The sequence below is a fragment of the Abiotrophia sp. genome (genome assembly GCF_057275535.1).
In genome coordinates, this window is record NZ_DBHIRJ010000001.1 from 160,061 (window position 1) to 179,406 (window position 19,346).

Genomic DNA, 19,346 nt, shown 5'->3' on the forward strand with positions numbered 1-19,346 from the left:
TTTATTTTCCTCCCTTAAAGTAGCGAACCCCATTTGCAAAGATGGATTGCTGACCTGGAATTGTGTTGGTCTTATAAAGTCCTTGATGATAACGTTCGCTGTGACCCATCTTACCCAGAATCAGACCATCAGGGCTGACTAGGCCTTCGACGGCTAGCTGAGACCCATTAGGGTTAAAGCGTCCGTTGAGCGTTGCTTGACCTTCATAGTCACAATATTGGAAGGCTACCAAATCTTTGAAGGCTTCTAAGGACTCGCCAACCAGTTTCCCTTCCCCATGACTAAAGGCCACTTCGTGCAATTGGCCTACTTGGAAGCCTTGGGTCCAAGGCGAACGAGTAGAGGCCACACGGGTCACGGCTGTAGTTGAAATATGACGGTAGGAATCGTTGCGATAGAGGGTCAAGTCGCTAGGTGTTAGGTCTTTGATTTGACCATATGGCAAGAGACCTGACTTAATAAGGGCTTGGAATCCATTACAGATACCCAGGATTAACTTCTTGTCAGCCAGATGAGCATGGATGGCAGCTGTTACTTCAGGATGTTTGAGGAAGTTAACAATAAATTTAGCTGAACCATCTGGCTCGTCCCCACTTGAGAATCCACCTGGGAAGAAAATAATGTGGCTAGCTTTGACAGCTGCGACAAAGTCTTTGACAGAGGCTTCAATATCGCCAGGTCTTTGGTTACGAATAACCACTGACTGGGCATTGGCCCCCACTTCTATGAAGGCCCGCTCACTATCGTATTCACAGTTGGTACCCGGAAAGACTGGAATAACCACTTGGACCTGTTCCACATATTCTGGATAGGCATAGACTTGGTCTGCCTCTTGCGTCAAGTTCTCGGTCGCGCCTGCCTCTTGGTTTTGGTAGAGAGGATAGATGTCTTCTAGTGTTTGAGTGTAGGCTTGGTAAAGTTGATCCTGGCTGAAGGCCAAACCATTTACTTGGTAGTGACCCTCTGCTTGAACCTGGCCTAGGTAGGTGAAGTCTTCCAGTTCTCGCGTGCTCTCAATAACTAGGGAAGCTACATCAAAGTTAAGCGCATTGGCAGACTCAATCTCAAAGCCCAAGCCAGCTCCCAAGGCCATCTTAACCAGGGAAGCAGTTAGACTACCCTCTTCTTGGACATAGGCGGAGACCACGCTTCCCTCTTGAATGAGGGCGTGAACTTTCTCATAGTTTGCCATCGTGGCTACCAAGTCTGGATAACCCTGGTCATCACGAATGACTGGCACATGATAAAGTTTGTTACCCACTGACTTGAGTTCTGGCGTGATGACGTCGGCAATTTTGACCGGTGCACAAGCAAAGGAAATCAAGGTTTCCACGACATTCAAGTCATGGAAGGTCCCCGACATGGAGTCCTTACCCCCAATACTTGGGCGTCCGATAGCTTCTTGGGCTACTAAAGAACCTAATAGAGCTTGCGTCACCTTGCCCCACTTAGCCGGGTCTTGGCCTAATTTTTCAAAGTATTCCTGGAAGGAGAAGTAGAGAGATTCCTTGGTCCCACCGACGGCATAGACCTTGGCAACTGATTCTAGTACGGCATAGATAGCCGATAAGAATGGGGAGTAGTGAGAAATTTTAGGGATGAAACCATAGGTGAGGATGGTGGCTGTGTCGCTAGTTGAATGTAGAGTTGGCAGTGCTTGGACACTGGCTTGAACAGGCGTTAGTTGGTGCTTACCGGCAAATGGCATCAAGACCGTGCTATTACCAATCGAAGCATCAAATTGTTGGGCCAAGCCCTTTTGACAAGTCACATTCAAACTAGCTAATTCAGCTAAGATGGCTTCCTTGCTCACTTGCTTAGCTAGGAAGGGATTAGCGCCCGCATTATCGACTAGGCGTGCCTTGGTATGTTGGCGAACCCCAGCCGTTGCCAGGAAATCAGCTCCCATGTCTACGACCTTCTCTTGGCCATAGAACATTTCCAGGCGACGACGGTCTGTTATAGTGGCAACATGGGCATATTCAATATTTTCAGCACGACACATGTCAACAAAGGCTTGATAGTCTGCTGGGTCAATGGCTACTGCCATACGTTCTTGGGACTCACTAATGGCTAATTCAGTTGGATTTAGCCCTTGATACTTGGTCAGAACCTTATCCAAATGAATTTCAATCCCTTCGGCCAATTCACCAATGGCTACACAGACCCCACCGGCACCAAAGTCGTTACATTTCTTAATTAATCGGGTTAACTCTGGACGGCGGAAGAGGCGTTGTAATTTACGTTCTTCAGGAGCATTCCCTTTTTGTACTTGGCTAGCTGCGGTCTCTAGGGAATCACTGGTATGTTCGACGGAAGAGCCGCTAGCCCCTTGGATACCATCGCGCCCCGTGCGGCCCCCAATCATGACCACAATATCGCCAGGAACTAGGCTTTGGCGTTGGTAGTTCCCCACCTTGACCGCCCCGACCACAGCCCCTACTTCCATATGTTTGGCTACATAAGAATCATCATAGAGCTCGCGGACAAAGGTAGTAGCCAGTCCGATTTGGTTACCATAGGAGGAATTACCGTGGGCTGTTCCAGTCGAAATGGTCACCTGAGGCAGCTTACCTTCTAGGGTTTCTTCCCGTTTTTGCAAGATATTGCCACTACCGGAGACCCGCATGGCTTGATAGACATAGGAACGACCTGATAGAGGATCGCGGATGGCCCCCCCAATACAGGTTGAAGCGCCCCCGAAAGGCTCAATTTCAGACGGATGGTTGTGGGTTTCGTTCTTAAATTGAACCAGCCATTCTTCTTCCTCCCCTTGATTATTGACGGTCACGAAGAAGGAGCAGGCATTGATTTCTTCACTGACTTCAATGGCTTGGTCTTTCAGAACTCGAACATGGTACTTGCCCATGATGCTAGCCATATCCATTAAGGTCATAGGCTTGGTGATCCCTAGCTCGCCGCGAATTTTTACATAGTAATCAAAGGCTTCCTGCATTTGTACTTGGAACTTATCAGAATTAATGATGACTTGATCTAAGACTGTTTCAAAGGTGGTGTGACGGCAGTGGTCGCTCCAGTAGCAGTCCAAGACATAAATTTCCGTCTCAGTTGGATCCCGTTTTTCACTGACAAAATAGTCCTGAATAAAGCGTAAATCCTCTAAGTTCATGGCCAAAGACAAGTCAGCCTTAAGTGCCAATAGCTCTTGGTCGCCAAAGTTGCCAAAGCCGCTTAAATCCTTAAGTGGTTTAGGTTCAGAGTCAAGCGAGAATTCCAATACTGACAAATCCTTAACGCGCGCTTCAATTGGGTTAACCAAATACTTCTCTACTTGAGCTAAGGCTTGAGGACTCAAAGCCTTGTCAAAGGTAACCAGTTTACCGCTACGAACCAAGACTTTGGCTTCTTGATTAAGGAGGGCAATCGCCTGCATGGCAGAGTCTGCACGTTGATCATATTGGGCTGGTAAGACTTCATAAGCTAAGTAGTGGCCTGGCACTAGGTCTATATCTTCATAGACTTGGTCAATCATGACTTCGGAGAAGACGGAAGACTTGGCTTGCTCATAAGTGACGGAGTCGATGCCATAAATATCATAAATGACATAGACATGTAAGTCCTCTAAGCCTAAGCCGTACTCACTATTCAGCTTATCCATGAGTTGGCTAGCTTCCTGTCTATACTGCTCACGTTTTTCAACAAAAATTCGCTTATCCAATGAAGGGTTCCTCCAATCTAATATGTCCTGGGAAATTAATATGGCCAATCTTGCGGTCCTGACGCGGTTCCTTCTCATAGAGATGTAGGTGGGCTGGCCCTTGCTGAATCAGCTTGAGGAAGTAATCCAGGTCTTGGCCAAGGATGTTATAGAGGGTAGTCGCTTGGTTCTGAATTGGCCCAACTTCTAGTCCACAAATAGCTTCAATATGGACTCTAAACTGGGACTTATTGGCAGACTGCATGGTGATATGGCCCGAATTATGGACCCGTGGCGCCATTTCATTAAAGATAACGCGCCCCTGGGAAATGAAGAATTCAACTGTTAAGACGCCATAATAATCAGCGGCTTCTAGAATGCGACGGGTGTAATCAATGGCTTGCGCTTCTTGTTCTGAACTTGCCGTTGTCGGTACAATGGACCGGTAGAGAATGTTATGGCGATGCTCATTTTCAACGACCGCCACGATACCAATGCCCGTCCGATCCTTGTAGGCCACCACAGAAATTTCCTTATCCAGTGGCACCAGACGTTCTAGCAAGGTGTAGGGTTGGACCTGACTGGCCTCTGTAATCTGACTTTGGCCCTTGCCATCATAACCAAAACGCACCGTCTTCATGAGGTAGGTGCCGTCTACTTGAACACCAGTCGTATCTTGATCCACATACTGGTAATCAACTGTTTCGATGCCCAAGGAACGGGCAAATTCCTTCTCTAGCAAGCGATGTTGCGCAGTCTTGAGTAGGCTAGCGCTCTGCACAATATGGTAGTCTTTTTCTAGTTCAGCCAGGAGGTCACTGTCAATATTCTCAAACTCAAAAGTCACGACATCCGAGATATGGCAGAGGCGCTCTAATCCATTACGGTTATCAAAATCTGCATGGATGAAGGTGTCAGCAAAGTGACGGGCACAAGCATCTTTGCTTGGGTCCAGAATGGCGATCTTATAGCCCATTTCCTTAGCGCTCATAGCCAGCATGCGACCTAGCTGACCGCCTCCAATAATGCCAATGGTTTGGCCGGGTAAAATTATCTTCATAGTGTCATCTCTTCCAATACTAGGCGTTCTTGTTCTAACTTAAAATCTTGATAAACTTGGGCATAGCTTGGATCCGTCATGCCTAACATAGCCAAGGCACTGACGGCAGCATTTTTTGCCCCGGCCACCCCAATGGCCATGGTGTTGACGGGCACGCCATAGGGCATTTGGACGATGGAATAGAGGGAATCAAGGCCGCTTAGAGTCGAGGACTTAATCGGTACACCAATAACCGGCAAGGTTGTCATAGACGCAACCATTCCCGGTAAGTGGGCAGCACCTCCTGCTGCAGCGATAATCAATGAATAGCCAGCTTGTCTTGCTCCTTTAGCAAAGCTAACCAGCAAATCTGGTGTCCGATGGGCACTTACGACCTTCTTATCATAAGGAATCCCGAATTGATCCAATAGTTGACAGGTTTCGACCATGGTGGCGTAATCTGACTTGGACCCCATAATGACTGCTACTTTTACCACACTAACACCCTTTCTCTAGGCAAAGCTTCTTAAGTCCTATCTACCCTTATTATAGGATTCCTAGCTAGCAAATAAAAGTCCTATTCGAACTTTGTTATCATTTGTCAACTTAACGTTCGTGTTTGCTTGCAGCAAAGTGATAAGCATACAAAAAAGGCTAGGAAAATCTTCCTAGCCTGAGTGATGATAGTGAATTAGTCTTTAGGTAAGAGAACCTTACGGGACAAGTTAATTCGGCCTTGGTTGTCGATTTCGATGACTTTGACTTCTACAAGATCGCCAATCTTGAGCACGTCTTCGACTTGTGCCACACGGCGGTGTTCCAATTCAGAAATATGAACCAAACCGTCTTTGCCTGGTAAGACTTCTACGAAGGCACCGAATTTCTCAATGCGCTTAACTTTACCAGTGTAGACTTGGCCTACTTCAACTTCTCGAACTAAGTCTTCAATCATTTGACGCGCCTTGTTAATCATAACTTGGTCGCTAGACGCAATGGAGACATTACCCGTTTGGTCGATATCAATCTTAACGCCAGTTGCGTCAATAATGCCGTTAATGGTTTCCCCACCACGACCGATGACCACCTTAATTTTATCTGGGTTGATTTGGATGATATCAATCTTAGGTGCGTATGGGCTCAATTCCTTACGCGCTTCTGGTAAGGTAGAGACCAATTCATCCAAGATTTCCAAACGGGCCTTCTTAGCTTGCGTCAAAGCTTCGGTTAAGATAGCTTCAGTAATCCCTTGAATCTTGATATCCATTTGCAAGGCCGTAATCCCGGCAGCTGTCCCGGCTACCTTGAAGTCCATATCGCCTAGGTGGTCTTCAAGACCTTGAATATCAGTTAAGACTGTGTAGTCTTCCCCTTCCATGACCAAGCCCATGGCAATCCCTGCAACTGGCGCCTTAATTGGCACACCTGCATCCATGAGGGCCAAAGTGCCGGCACAGATACTTGCTTGCGAAGAAGAACCGTTAGATTCCAAGACTTCAGATACCAAACGAATGGTGTATGGGAAATCTTCTGGCGCAGGAATCACTTGTTTGAGGGCGCGTTCACCTAAGGCACCGTGACCAATTTCACGACGGCCTGGGCTGCCCACACGACCTGTTTCGCCGACAGAGAAGTTAGGGAAGTTGTAATGGTGGATGAAACGTTTGCCTTCTTCAATACCTAAACCGTCGATTACTTGGTGCTCACCGAGCGGTGCCAAGGTAGCAGCAGTCAAGACTTGGGTTTGACCGCGAGTGAAGAGACCTGAACCATGAACGCGTGGCAAGAGGGCCACAGAAGAGCTCAATGGACGGATTTCATCGATACGACGACCGTCTGGACGAACACGTTCCTTGGTGATGAGACGACGAACTTCGTCCTTCTCTAAGTCGTGTAAGGCAGTGGATACGTCTTTCATAAGTTGATCGTAGTCATCACGGTCAGCGTAAACTGCTGCAAAGAATTCAGTTGCTTCTTCCATAACGGCGTCAACCGTTGCTTCACGCGCTTTCTTCTCTTGGGTTTGGATGGCTTGAATCATGCGAGACTTGTAGCGTTCCCCTACTTGAGCCGCCACTTCTGGCGCCACTTCTGCCAAGGTAAACTCGAATTTCTCTTTACCGATTTGAGCGACGATTTCATTTTGGAAGGCTACCAATTCCTTGATAGCCGCATGACCTTTGAGTAAGGCTTCTAACATATCGGCTTCTGATACTTCTTTGGCAGAAGATTCCACCATGTTGATGGCAGTCGCCGTACCGGCAACCGTTAATTCGATGTCAGATAATTCTGCTTGGGCAACCGTTGGGTTGATGACAATCTCCCCATTGACGCGCCCTACGTTAACACCGGCAACAGGCCCGTCAAAAGGAATATCTGACACAGCCAAGGCCAGGGAAGCCCCTAACATAGCGGCCATTTCTGGGGTACAGTCTTGGTCAACTGATAAAACGGTGTTGGTAATTTGAATTTCATTACGAACGCCTTCTGGGAACATTGGACGTAATGGTCGGTCGATCAAACGGCTAGTCAAAGTTGCCGCTTCAGATGGACGGCCTTCACGTTTGATGAAGCCCCCTGGGACTTTACCGACTGCATACATCTTCTCGATGTAGTGAACAGTTAGCGGGAAGAAGTCACCGGTCCCGGCTTTCTTAGAAGCAACGGCTGCAGATAAAACCACGGTGTCGCCGTAGCGAACCAAGACAGCGCCGTTAGCTTGTTTGGCTAATTCGCCAATTTCCACAGATAGCGGACGGCCCGCTAAAGTTGTAGAAAATACATGTTTGTTTGACATGGAATGTCCTCCTTATAAATTGGGATTGCTCCCTTGATATGGAACATGACTAATCAAATAAGAACTGGCCAAGCCACCCTGCCCGGCTCTTATTTGGTTAGCACATATTCCATGGTAAAGCTCTAAAAAAAGAAGGCGGCCGTAGCCGCCCTGCTACCAAAATTAACGACGTAAACCTAAACGTTGGATTAATTCACGGTAACGTTGAATATCTTTCTCACGCAGGTAAGAAAGCAAGTGGCGACGACGCCCAACTTTCTTCATCAAACCGCGGTAGGAATGATAGTCTTTCTTATGAGTACGGATGTGGTCAGTTAAGATATTGATATCTTCAGTTAAAACCGCAACTTGTACTTCTGGAGAACCAGTGTCCCCTTCGTGAGTAGCATAAGCTTTAATGATTTCATTTTTACGCTCTTTTGATAATGCCATCTCAGTTTCACCTCTTTCCGATATAGTATCCCACAAGCTAAGTAAAACGTTGGTGATTCGTTAAACTGAGCCGGGGTGTTATAAGTAGCCGAACATCGATAAAGCAACAAACGACCACGTCTCTAAATATACGATAAAAGCTAGGAAAAATCAAGCCCTAAGCCAGGAAAATAGACTAAAATTTAAGCCCTTGACTAAGCTAGTTTGAGAACTTTGCTATTTCATATATTACAGCTTTGTCCTAGCACAGTCCCATGTGAAAAAAGAGATTACAGATGTCCTATGATTGAGTTAAGTCTCCATAAAATGGGCCTTTTAGTCTAACTTCTATGCTATGATGGTCTCATCAACAAGCAAAGGAAGCGTGATTATGAAATTAACACTTAAAAGAACACTGCTCTTAACATCAGCAGCGGCTTTACTCGCACTCCCCTTGACTCCAGCTCAGGCCCAAGAAGCCTCCCAATGGACGCCTCGGACGGTCAGCCAAATTAAAGAAGATATTTCCAAACAAGCTGACAAGCTCAGCTATACAGTTCAATATGGCGACACCCTCTCAGCCATCGCAGAAGCCCTTGAAATTGACCTTCAAGTTTTGGTTTCTATTAATGAAATCGCAGACGCTGATTTGATTTTCCCAGGTACTGTCTTAACGGCTAACTTAGATGGTAACCGCAAAGTAACCAGTCTAGAAATCCAAGCCCCAGACCAAGGTCAGGAAAGTCCTAGTGTTCGGGCTGACTTGACTCAAAATACCATCACAATTGATGGCCAAACTAGCCAAGTAGATTTTAAACAAAACCAGGCGACTGCCCCAACTAACCCGCAAGTACAAGCTCTTGTTGATGAAAGTCCTGTCCAAAATCAGGAAGCTGCCAGCCAAGACTTGTCTCCGGTCACCCAAATTCCTGGCCAGCCAGAGGCTGTTAGGCCAGCTCAACCGACAGCTACTAGCCCTCAAACGCCAAATAACCAAGTCAAGCCAACCAATCTTGACAAACCGGCGACACCTCAAACACCTGCTAAACCAGAAAGTCCGGCTCAGCCTCAAAATAAAGCTAATGCCGATCAAGCCCCTGTCATCGGCGACGATGTCAAGGAATCAGGTTTACCAACTGTTCAAGAAGAAGCGCGTTCTCAAACACCTACTCAGGCTAACCAGCCAGAAAAAGACGCGACTGACGCTGCGCCTGCAAATCCTACAGAAGTAAATCAAACCAATACTCCAACAGATGGCCAAGAAAGCTCACAAAGTCCTAGTCAGCAAGCTGAGGCAAACCCAACAGTTCAAGAGCAAACTAGTCAGGAGCAAGCAGCTCAAGACCAGACAAGTCAAGAGCAACCAGCTCAGACCCAACCTGTCCAAGACCAAACGACTCAAGAGCAGCCAGCTGCAACTGACTATGCTGCCCGGGCGGCTGCCAACCCAGCCAACCAAGGCTTGCAGCCAAAAGCAGCTGAATATAAGGAAGAAGTAGCAGACAGGTTTGGTGTTACCAACTTCAGCCTCTACCGTCCAGGCTCTAACGATGACCACGGTAAGGGCTTAGCCGTTGACTTCGTAGTCAACGACAATACCGAGCTAGGTGACCAAATCGCCAACTACGCTACGTCCGACATGGAAAGCAATGACATCAACTACGTTATCTGGAAACAACGTTTCTACGCTAACTACGATAGTTACTATGGGCCAGCTAATACCTGGAACCTAATGCCAGACCGCGGTGGAGACACAGCCAACCACTACGACCACGTCCATGTTTCCTTCAACCCTTAAGCTTCTAAAGCTTTCGTCCTCCTCTAACCACCTAGCCAAGTAAGTAGTGCTAGGTGGTTTTTCTAAGCAGAAAAAAATTCCCATTATATCATATATGATATAATGGGAATTTTTGCTTATGGGTAAATACGGTTGAGCAAACGTGGGAATGGTGAGGTTTCACGGATATGTTCAATCCCTGATAACCAAGCCACTGCCCGCTCCAAACCAAGACCAAAACCAGAGTGTGGCACAGCGCCATACTTACGAAGGTCAAGGTACCAAGCATATGCAGATGGATCTAAGTTGTAGGCCTTAATATTTTCATCTAAGGTCTCAAAGTCCACAATCCGTTCAGAACCCCCAATGATTTCACCATAACCTTCTGGTGCAATCATATCCGCACATAGAACAGTGCGTGGGTCTTCTTCATTAAGGCGCATGTAGAATGGCTTAATGGCCTTAGGATAGTTGACGATGAAGATTGGACGATCATATTGGCTGGCAATGAAGGTTTCATGTGGTGAACCAAAGTCATCGCCCCATTGGATATCATCAAAGCCATTGTCGTTCAAGAGCTTGATGGCATCCGTATAGCTAATACGTGGATAAGGTAATTTGGTGTATTGTTCCAAGACTGCCACATCACGGTTCAAGGTCTTAAGTGCCAGACCACAGTGGTCAATGACATTGCGAACCAGGTGAGCCACATAACGTTCTTGGAATTGCAAGTTTTCCTCGTGTTCAACGAAGGCCAATTCTACTTCCATCATCCAGAATTCGATCAAGTGACGACGGGTCTTAGATTTTTCAGCCCGGAAGGTTGGCCCGAAGGAGAAGACCTTACCGAAAGCCATAGCCGCTGCTTCTAAATAGAGCTGACCAGACTGGGAAAGGAAGGCATCTTCATCAAAGTACTTGGTGTGGAAGAGCTCAGTAGTCCCTTCTGGCGCAGAACCCGTCAAGATTGGTGGGTCCACCTTAATCAAGCCTTCTTGGTTCATGAACTCGTAGGTTGCCCGGATAATTTCGTTACGGATTTGCATAATGGCATGTTGCTTAGATGAACGAAGCCAGAGGTGGCGGTGGTCCATCAAGAAGTCAGTCCCGTGTTCTTTTGGTGTGATTGGGTAGTCATGACTTTCACCAATGACTTCAATGTCTTGAACCAAAAGCTCATAGCCTAAAGCTGAACGAGTGTCTGCTTGAATCTTACCGACTACCTTCACACTGGTTTCTTGGTTAAGCCCCTTAGCCAAAGCGAAGGTTTCTTCGCTGACATCGGCCTTGACCACAATGGCTTGGAAATAAGCGGAGCCATCACGCAATTGTAAGAAGGCAATCTTCCCACTGCTCCGTTTGTTAGTCACCCATGCCTTGATGATGACCGTTTGATCGATATAATCTGCTGCTTGACGCATGGTAATTGTCTGCATTCTGCCTGCCTCCATAGTCTTGTCTTAAATATTTTCGATTTTTTGTAACCAGGACCCATCCTGCGCATTGAGGTAGTAATAGGTCAAGGTATTATTATCATTCTTGATGGTGATTTCCCAGACGGGCGTGTCTTTAATCATGCCCAAACGCGCCTGCATAATCTTATAATTCTCATTGTCTGCTAAGGCAATGGCCTTGGCATCCTCTTCTGAGATAATTTGACTTGGCGTGTAGTAATTAACGGTCCCACCCTCACGTTTCACAATCGCATAACGTTCTTGGCCACTGTCATCCACAAAATCCAAGGCAAAGTAAGCCTCAGAGATGGTCGTCCAGTAGAACTTTTTGACGTCTTTGACAGTGTAGTCCGTCTCAATCAGTCGCACGGCTTCCTGTTGAGCTTGATGCGATTTGGCTTGGCTTGAATAGAAAACCCAAGCAAAGATGAGAAAGATGATGAGGAAAAAGAGCGTCAGTCCTGAGACCACTTTACGGTTTAACATACTTGACTCCTCCTGTCGCCACTTATCTGTACTATCATACCATAATTTCTCCAAAATTGCATGAATTTTTGGCTAGCTGACTAGGCTGGATTAGTGACTGGGTAAGATGGGAACCAGGTCAATGGCGGGCGCCAAGTATTCCTCAACCTTAGGGCTATAATAACGAGTCCAAACGCGTTCATCTAGGAGATAGTAGTCCGCCTTGCAATTAGAGCTAGCGACTTGAGCCAACAATTTCTTAAGACGGAAAATCATTTGCGGTAGGGTCAGTTGATCAAAGGCCTGGTTATCTGATAAGCCAAGCACCTGGCCTTGGCCTAAGGTCCGCTCATTGGTCAAGGAGTCAAATGGTAGACGGTCTAAGACCACTAAGAGCTGATCGACTGACAGACTGAAGGACTCCTCTAGGAAGAGGCGTCTTGGCACAATGACAATGGCCTTGTCATCGGCTTCGGCCCGGCGCTTAATCTTCTTAAGGCTGCCATTTTGTCCCTGACTATAAATCAGGTAGCCCTCTTCCAGCAGGGAACTTTCCCATAGGAGACGGTAGTATGTCTGGGCTTGGGCCTTGTTATTGGCAAGAATAAGGACATGGCTAGCACCCTTCTCGGCCAGCTGATCCTTGATAAAGGCCAGCAATTGCTCGGCTTCTTCATAACCCTGACCTGACTGGGCATAAGCTAATGGCACCTGGAGGGTCAGACTGCTGGCTTGACTTTGCTCAGGTAGGCTTAAATAAGTGGCCCCCACTTGCCAGAAGCGTGCCAGGCCATAGCCTAAAGGCTGGTCATACTGTCCGTCCGACAAGAAAGCAATCTGCTGGTACTGGCTTAGCTGAGGCAAGTGCTTGTTTCTCATAATTAAAGGCACCCGGCTAAGGGCTAATTGGTAGATTTGGCCATTGCTGACCTGGCCTTGAAGTCGGACATAGCTCCCCTCTGACTGCTTGGCTAGTAGTCGACAGGTCGTTGCCAGATGGCGGTAGATCCGTTTTTGTTTGGCGGTTAGTTTGGCGGTTTTCAGCCAGTCCTCTAGCTGCTGGCCTAAAGTCGCCACTTGGGCCATGACGGTCAAATAGCGGGGGCTGCCCTTGACTAGGCAGGCTGTCCACCAATCATTACTAGCATTACCTAAATCACTAGCTTCAAACTCTGCCCGCATACTTTCTAGCAGGTCATAGCTAGTGGCTAGGCAGGACTCTAACTGAGCTTCCTCCTGGCCTTGATCTAGTAAGGCCTTAAGCTCTACAAAGAGCTGGCTGGCATCCAGACTAGTGCTTTCTTGGTCCACTAGGCCTTGGTAGCTGGCCTCTAGGTCTAGTACCAAGACTCGGGCATGCCCCAGAAAGGCCAGCGGGCTATCTGCGACTTGCTTTAAGGACAGCCAGTCTTTTTGGCTCATCAAAACTAAGTCTTTGGCTTTAAGCCCCTCCAGGTAACGGTGATAGCCCACCTTCTTGCCCGGCTTAGCCACAAAATCATAGCGCCGCATGATCTGACTAATATCCAGTTCAGAGTTCAATTCATCCAAACAGCCAAACTGGCTGCTAGTCAACCAGACCAAGGCAGCCGCTAAAACGGTAAGCTCCTGTTGGTTGGCCCGGCTTAAATCAAATTCATGGCAGAATTGGTAAACCGAGGCCATATCGACAAACTGATAGGATGGTCGGTAAATGCCCGCCTCCTGACTGCTGACTTCTTGCCACAGGGCTTGCCAATGGCTGATTTGCCCCTCATTTTCTAAAACTAGCAGGGCCTTGTCCCCTTCTTGGCGCCAAGCATGGAGTAGCGCCAGTGCCAAGCCTTGATGGTCCTGACGGGCGTGAGCTTCTAGCACTAAGGGTGATTTATCCTGACCGGCTTCTTGCCAATAGGCTACCGCCGTTCTTTGCTTGGCGCTAATTAGGCTTGCATGACTAGCTTGGGATTGGCTGTCGCCCTGCCCCTCTGGCCAACTTACTTGGCAATAAAAGCTACTAGCTTGGTTGAGAAATTGGTTGGCTTGATAGGGCAAAGCCTTAAAAATTGCTTGCAAGGCCAATTTAGTCCCATAGTCTAAATCCGCTGCCTGATGAGCCAAAACATCCAACAAATGGGCCGTCATCCGGGCATCCCCCAAGGCATCATGGGCGTCTTGGAAGTTCAAGCCAAAGAACTGGCTCAAATCCTGCAAGTTAAACCCCGGTGCCTGTGGCAGGAAGATTTTAGCTAACTGGACAGTGTCCAAGGCAGGTGGCTGAAAGTCCAAGCCTTGTTCGGCAAACTTGGCCTGCAAAAAGGTCAAGTCAAATCCTAGATTGTGCGCCACAAAGAAACAGTCTTTGAGTCGCTCATACCAGAGACCTGCCACTTGGCTAAAGGTCGGCGCATCCTGGACCTGGTCTGGTTGAATGCCTGTGATGGCCGTAATATGAGTGGGAATGTCTCGCTCAGGATTGAGTAACATACTGTGTTGGGCTAGGACTTGTCCATCTTCAATCAGAACAGCCCCAATTTGGATAATTTGATCACCTTGATCTAGGTGAGAGCCCGTTGTCTCTAAATCGACAACCGCAATTCTTAGTCCTTTAGCTTTCAAGATAATCAGCTCCTAACGCTTGAGCTTGGGCCAAGAGGCCGGCTGGGTCATTAGCCAAATCCCCCATGACGACCTGACGCTCTAGCTCCAAAAGTAGGCGACCTAGTCCGGCATTGCCTCGGCTTAAGCCTAGCGCCTCCATGACCTTTTGCCCATTAATGGCCAAATCCGACCGACTGGCAAGCGGCAATTGGGCCTTAGCTTGGGTCAGTTGATTAGGGTGAGTCAACCAGGCTTGATGGTAGGCATAGGTCTCGTAAATAGCCAAAACATGGGCTGGCATCTGATAAAGTTGCCAGGCATCCAGTGGGCCTGCTGCAAAGGCTTGGTCCAAGTCTAATAAGTCGCTGACGTCCTTAATGAAGGGATTGCTGTGCTTCCAGTCACGCAAAAAGGCTCGCGTCTGAGCTGAATTCAAGCCCATGGCCTTAACTAAGGCCCACCAAACCAAACGTTCGTCTCGCGCTAGCCCTGCAGCAATTTGAGCCGCTAGGGTCTCATAGACCTTCTGCCAGACGGCTAAGGCATCTACTTGCTCCATGCCCAATAAATAAGCGCAAAGGCCGGAGTCAGTCAAGGCTTTATAGCTTGTCCCTAGATAATCACCTTGCATGAGCTTGCTGAGTTCAATCCGAATGCGCTCAATGGACACATAAGATAAGTTAGGAGCAAGTTGACCAATGGCCTCAAAGGTCTGGGACTCAATCTCAAAGCCTAACTGACTGGCAAAGCGCAGGGCCCGCATCATGCGTAGAGCATCTTCATCGAAACGTTCCAGGGCAGTCCCGACAGCACGGATAATACCGGCTCCTAGATCCTGCTCCCCACCATGGTAGTCATAGACCCTGCCTAAGCGGTCCAAAGCCAAGGCATTAATGGTGAAGTCCCGTCTCAAGGTGTCCTCGCGTAAATTGCGAACAAAGTTAACCTGGTCAGGCCGGCGCCGATCGCTATAGGTCCCCTCCGTTCGGAAGGTGGTAATTTCATAGTTTTCTTTCCTGTAGACCACTACAATGGTCCCGTGCTTCTTGCCCACTTCAAAAGTGACCGGAAAAATCCCCTGGATTTCATCCGGTGTCGCACTGGTCGCAATATCGATATCGTGAATTTCCTTGCCTAAGAGGGCATCACGCACGCAACCGCCAACAAAATAAGCCTCATAACCATGAGACTCAATGGCTTCTAGGAGGGGCATGGCCGTCTGAAACAAGGGATTATTGAGATTAATAGTCTTGGTCATGCCCTTCTAGTTCCTCCAGTTGATTTAATAGTTGATTGACGATATCAAAAGCTCCCTGATCTAAAGCTAGGTCGACCTGTTCCTTCAATTGCTTGCGTCTGACTTGGCGGGTAACCTGAGTCAGTCCCATTTCCAATTGATCCAAAAAGGCACTATCCTCAGGTAAATAATCCGGCTGAGTAAAGAGATCATAACGGTAGAGGGTCGCAATATAGTCAGGAATATTGAGTTCTATATAAAAAGTGACGGGTTGAGCCCCTTGAGCATTGAGTCTCAGGTCATGGAAAGCCTGCTCACAAGAACTGTAGGATTTGCCTTCCTTATAGTAACGGAAAGGCACCGCCGTCTGCTCCACATAGGAGATATAGACACCGTGACTGGCATATTCGACTTGATCCGAGAACTCAACATATTGAATATAATCAGGCTGAACCATTAAAAACTCTAAAAAGTAGTTAACCGTTGGGTTGGCATGCCGATAATGCTGCAAGAGCCAAGCAATAAACTGACGTTTACGTTGATGCTTATTAATCACCGTGTCTCCTCCTTTCTGAGACTTATCTTTACTCCTCTATATCCTGAGAGTCATGGTCTGCTTCCGCCAAAATCCGGTCTAAAGTAGCGACTTCTCGGTCTAAGCCCCAAGCCACAAAATACTGACGGGCCTGTAACCAAAAATCCCGGTCTCCCGCCATCAGGTCTAAGGCCTCTTGATAGGCTGCTTGAGCCTGCTCCCGCTGGCCTAGGTCCGCATAGAGTGGTGCATAGAGACAAGACAGATACTCGGGATCTGGAAAGTCTGGCGCCAGAGTATCTAAGACCTCTAAGGCTGCCTGGGCATCCTCATGCTGAGCTAACCAAGCAATCAGATAGGTGGCGATGGCATAGGTCAAATCTTCATCTTCCTGGAGCAGATAGGCATCCATTAACTTGTCCTTAATAGCCGGCGTCAGATAGTCAATCGCCTGACATAAGGCCAGATAATCCGCCATGCGTCCATCATCTGCCAGAGTCACTTCAAAGAGCCAGTCAAGGTTCTCCCTCAAGCTAGTCTGGTGTCCCAGGCCCAAAGCCAATTCTGCCACTAAGTAGTGGATGTCCACGGAATCTGAGTCCAGGGCAAGGGCTTGTTGAGCAGCCTCATAAGCAAGAGCCAGATGCCCCGCCTTTTGATAGGCCAAGGCTAAGAGGTAGTAATCTTCCGCACTAACCAGTGGCAGGTCTTCCCAACTTACTAGGGATTGAATCCATTCTAGCTGAATCATCTCGTCTTCTAAAGCTAAAGCCAGAAGCCGTTGTCGAATCAAGGCTCGATCCACCTTATCTGAAAAGTAGCCTAGCAAGACTTGATAGTAGTCCTTAGCCTTGCTATAGTCCCCCTCTTCAATCTTGGCCTGAGCTAAGAGTTGATAGGGCTCAAATCGAGTCGGATAGGTTTGAATTAAGTCCTGTAATACCTTCTGGCAGGCCTTTACTTGCCCCAGTTCAAAGAGAATCTGAGCCTCTAACCATTGGACAAGAAAGACGGCTTGGTCTGTCTTGGCCCGGCTCAACCATTCATAGGCACTGGGATAATCGGCCAGCTGGAAGCAGGCCTTGGCCAGATAGTAGGCAACCTTTTTCTTATGGGTTAGCTGATAAAGCTGGTCTAAGAGCCAGACTTGCCACTCTCGATAGCCCCGCTTAGCAAAGTAATCCGATAAATCTAGCAGACCCTGATAGGTTTGGCTATCATCTGGTGCCTCTAGGAGTGCTCCTTCTAAGACACTATTGACTTGGTCTAGGGATTGACATTCCTCACAGGCTTCAATCCAACGGCTTAATTCACTCATAAGACACCTCCACCTTCATTATACCACGAAGCCTAACGGGAGTCACTCCCAGCTAGGTAAAGAGTGCTTAAGTAAGCAACCAACTAAGGTTGACTGATTACTAGACAAGCAAAGAGGCTGGGATGATCCCAGCCTCTAAAAAGGTCTTTATTTAACTAAGAAGAAAGTGTTGAAGACAAAGACTGCTAAAATGGCAGCACAGATTGGCGCAAGCACTGGTACCCAGGCGTAAGACCAGTTAGAGTCCCCTTTGTTCTTAAGTGGTAAGAATTGGTGAACCAAACGCGGACCTAAGTCACGAGCTGGGTTGAGGGCTGGACCGGTTGGCCCACCGACTGCGATAACCAAAGCCCATACCAAGAAACCAAGCGCTAAGTGAGCCAAACCTGGGTTGTTAGCGAACATTTGCCCTTTGGTAATCCCTACTGCTGCGAAGAAGAGGATGAAAGAGCCAATAAATTCGCCGACAAAGCCATTCAAGTGACTTTTAGCAGCGTTAGCTGTTGAGAAAGTCCCCAAGATATGCGCTTGGTTGGTTGTTTGATCATAGTAAGGCTTGTACATTGCCACTACTAAGAGTTGACCGAACATAGCCCCTAAGAATTGAGCCCCAATGTAAGGCACAACTTCTGCCCATGGGAAGTTACCGTTGATAGCCAAACCGAGAGTGAAAGCTGGGTTAATGTGGTTACCGCTGACGTGACCGAAGATCATAGCTGGCATCATAACCGCAAAACCATAACCGATTGCAATCAGGTTCCAACCGTGAGCCCCTTCACCACTCCCCGCTTTGGTACCTTTTAAATCAACGTTGGCAACAGCCCCGTTACCTAAGATGATTAACATGGCAGTGGCTAAAAATTCTGCAAATAAACGTACGCCTAATGACATATTACATAACTCCTTTTAATAATGAAAATCGCACCGTCTGGTGCTGATGGATTATTCCTTTGCTAAGTGTACCATATGTCAGGGGGGCTTTCAATTGCCATTTTATATTTCAAAACGCTTTCTTATCAGGACTTTTGCCCATCAAAAAACTGGAAACGGTATTTCCGTTTCCAGTTAAGATTTTTAGGCTTCTTCTGCTTGATTAGCTTGTTGTTCTAAGGCTTCCTTGAACTCTGTGATAACCGTCTCAGCATCTTCCGCTACTTCCTCTTGATGTGATGGGAAGGCAGCATGTACTAATTGGTCCTTGAGTTCTTGGGCAGATTTGGCTAAGTTAACACGGATTTCTTCTGTCTTGCTGTTAGCCGCATCATAGAAGTTAACCCCTTTTTCGACTGCTAAATCACGGTACTCCCCTGCCCGTTCTAAGGCCAGGTCGCGATATTCAACAAAACGTTCACCTGCTAAGTCCTTGTATTCATGAGCACGCTCAGTCAAGTCCTCCCGCAATTCTTTCCCTGCCTTTGGGGCATACAAGAGGGCTACGGCAGCCCCTACAAGGCTCCCCCATACTAAACCTGCAAAAAATCCTGATTTTCTTGACATGCTACATACCTCATTTCTTTAGTGTAATTTCGCCCGCCGTGTGTGACGGTTTCTTCTGGATTAGGTAATCCAACTGTGATCCTGTCGCCTTAGACGCAGCCTTAGGCTTGCTAGTTTCACTCTTAGGCGACGTTGGTTTGACACCCGTTGCTGCTGCTGGCGCCTTAGCTTCTGCTTCTTGCTTACGGTTGCCAAAAGGCGTCACACGTTTTAAGAAGTGGCCTGCCTTGAAGGATTGGGTCACCTTACGAGTAGAAGCCTGTACGCCACTGACTGAAGTCCCCAAATCGCCTACGGCCTTGAAGAGCGGGTCAGTTTGAGCTAACTTGCCATTCAGATCATCAACCAAGCTATTGGACTTATTAAGAAGTCCTTCCACTTCAATTGAGAGTTGGTCCACATCTTTGGTAATGATTTTAATGGAATCATTGACCTCGACCACCGTTTGCTTAACTTCTTTCATGATTTTGTTGAAACCAATTAAGGTCCAACACAGAAAGAGGACTAATAGCGCAAAGGCTAGCGCCGCAATCAAGGCCGCAATGCTTGTCCATTCCATTCTGCCTCAAATCCTTTCACGT

15 protein-coding genes are annotated in these 19,346 nt (G+C 47.6%); 1 reads left to right on the forward strand and 14 read right to left on the reverse strand.

The annotated features are described in order from the left end of the window. Nucleotide 1: 1 nt before the first annotated feature. From ACO53F_RS00755 to rpsO, 5 genes are all read right to left on the reverse strand, one after another. A complete protein-coding gene (locus ACO53F_RS00755; protein WP_485136936.1) occupies nucleotides 2-3,679 on the reverse strand; it encodes a phosphoribosylformylglycinamidine synthase in 3,678 nt (1,225 codons plus the stop codon). Further along, nucleotides 3,672-4,718 carry a 5-(carboxyamino)imidazole ribonucleotide synthase gene (locus tag ACO53F_RS00760; RefSeq protein WP_485136937.1) on the reverse strand — a complete coding sequence of 349 codons (1,047 nt, stop codon included), beginning with the start codon at nucleotides 4,716-4,718 and terminating at the stop codon, nucleotides 3,672-3,674. The genes ACO53F_RS00755 and ACO53F_RS00760 overlap by 8 nt, the downstream gene beginning before the upstream one ends. Next, on the reverse strand, nucleotides 4,715-5,194 hold the full coding sequence (gene purE / locus ACO53F_RS00765; protein ID WP_257244464.1) for a 5-(carboxyamino)imidazole ribonucleotide mutase: 480 nt from the start codon (nucleotides 5,192-5,194) through the stop codon (nucleotides 4,715-4,717). The genes ACO53F_RS00760 and purE overlap by 4 nt, the downstream gene beginning before the upstream one ends. A gap of 194 nt (nucleotides 5,195-5,388) precedes the next feature. Then, on the reverse strand, nucleotides 5,389-7,491 hold the full coding sequence (pnp, locus tag ACO53F_RS00770) for a polyribonucleotide nucleotidyltransferase (RefSeq protein ID WP_485136938.1): 2,103 nt from the start codon (nucleotides 7,489-7,491) through the stop codon (nucleotides 5,389-5,391). A gap of 162 nt (nucleotides 7,492-7,653) precedes the next feature. Then, on the reverse strand, nucleotides 7,654-7,923 hold the full coding sequence (rpsO, locus tag ACO53F_RS00775) for a 30S ribosomal protein S15 (RefSeq protein WP_023390881.1): 270 nt from the start codon (nucleotides 7,921-7,923) through the stop codon (nucleotides 7,654-7,656). Nucleotides 7,924-8,293: 370 nt separating this feature from the next. On the opposite strand from rpsO, the gene ACO53F_RS00780 reads away from it, so the two are divergent. Continuing rightward, nucleotides 8,294-9,700 carry a LysM peptidoglycan-binding domain-containing protein gene (locus ACO53F_RS00780; RefSeq protein ID WP_485136939.1) on the forward strand — a complete coding sequence of 469 codons (1,407 nt, stop codon included), beginning with the start codon at nucleotides 8,294-8,296 and terminating at the stop codon, nucleotides 9,698-9,700. A 116-nt stretch (nucleotides 9,701-9,816) separates the two neighbouring features. On the opposite strand, the gene asnS is transcribed toward ACO53F_RS00780, so the two are convergent. The 9 genes from asnS to ACO53F_RS00825 all read right to left on the reverse strand — a co-directional run bounded on the left by asnS (nucleotide 9,817) and on the right by ACO53F_RS00825 (nucleotide 19,324). Then, a complete protein-coding gene (gene asnS, locus ACO53F_RS00785) occupies nucleotides 9,817-11,115 on the reverse strand; it encodes an asparagine--tRNA ligase (RefSeq protein WP_070755378.1) in 1,299 nt (432 codons plus the stop codon). A 24-nt stretch (nucleotides 11,116-11,139) separates the two neighbouring features. Continuing rightward, nucleotides 11,140-11,619 (reverse strand): PepSY domain-containing protein, encoded by a 480-nt coding sequence (locus tag ACO53F_RS00790; RefSeq protein ID WP_035363848.1) that lies wholly within the window; start codon nucleotides 11,617-11,619, stop codon nucleotides 11,140-11,142. A 90-nt stretch (nucleotides 11,620-11,709) separates the two neighbouring features. Then, nucleotides 11,710-14,196: an exonuclease domain-containing protein gene (locus ACO53F_RS00795; protein WP_485136940.1), complete on the reverse strand. Its 2,487-nt coding sequence runs from the start codon at nucleotides 14,194-14,196 to the stop codon at nucleotides 11,710-11,712. Further along, nucleotides 14,186-15,436 (reverse strand): CCA tRNA nucleotidyltransferase, encoded by a 1,251-nt coding sequence (locus ACO53F_RS00800; RefSeq protein WP_485136941.1) that lies wholly within the window; start codon nucleotides 15,434-15,436, stop codon nucleotides 14,186-14,188. Before ACO53F_RS00800 ends, ACO53F_RS00795 begins: the two co-directional genes overlap by 11 nt. Continuing rightward, on the reverse strand, nucleotides 15,420-15,971 hold the full coding sequence (locus tag ACO53F_RS00805; RefSeq protein ID WP_023390887.1) for a YpiB family protein: 552 nt from the start codon (nucleotides 15,969-15,971) through the stop codon (nucleotides 15,420-15,422). Before ACO53F_RS00805 ends, ACO53F_RS00800 begins: the two co-directional genes overlap by 17 nt. A 28-nt stretch (nucleotides 15,972-15,999) precedes the next feature. Further along, nucleotides 16,000-17,268: a tetratricopeptide repeat protein gene (locus ACO53F_RS00810; RefSeq protein WP_485136942.1), complete on the reverse strand. Its 1,269-nt coding sequence runs from the start codon at nucleotides 17,266-17,268 to the stop codon at nucleotides 16,000-16,002. 147 nt (nucleotides 17,269-17,415) lie between these two features. Further along, the gene (locus tag ACO53F_RS00815) at nucleotides 17,416-18,159 is read right to left on the reverse strand and encodes an MIP/aquaporin family protein (RefSeq protein WP_485136943.1); all 744 of its coding nucleotides are present in this window, start codon (nucleotides 18,157-18,159) and stop codon (nucleotides 17,416-17,418) included. 183 nt (nucleotides 18,160-18,342) lie between these two features. Further along, nucleotides 18,343-18,765: a YtxH domain-containing protein gene (locus ACO53F_RS00820; protein ID WP_485136944.1), complete on the reverse strand. Its 423-nt coding sequence runs from the start codon at nucleotides 18,763-18,765 to the stop codon at nucleotides 18,343-18,345. Nucleotides 18,766-18,775: 10 nt separating this feature from the next. Beyond that, on the reverse strand, nucleotides 18,776-19,324 hold the full coding sequence (locus ACO53F_RS00825) for a DUF948 domain-containing protein (protein ID WP_485136945.1): 549 nt from the start codon (nucleotides 19,322-19,324) through the stop codon (nucleotides 18,776-18,778). Nucleotides 19,325-19,346 lie beyond the last annotated feature (22 nt).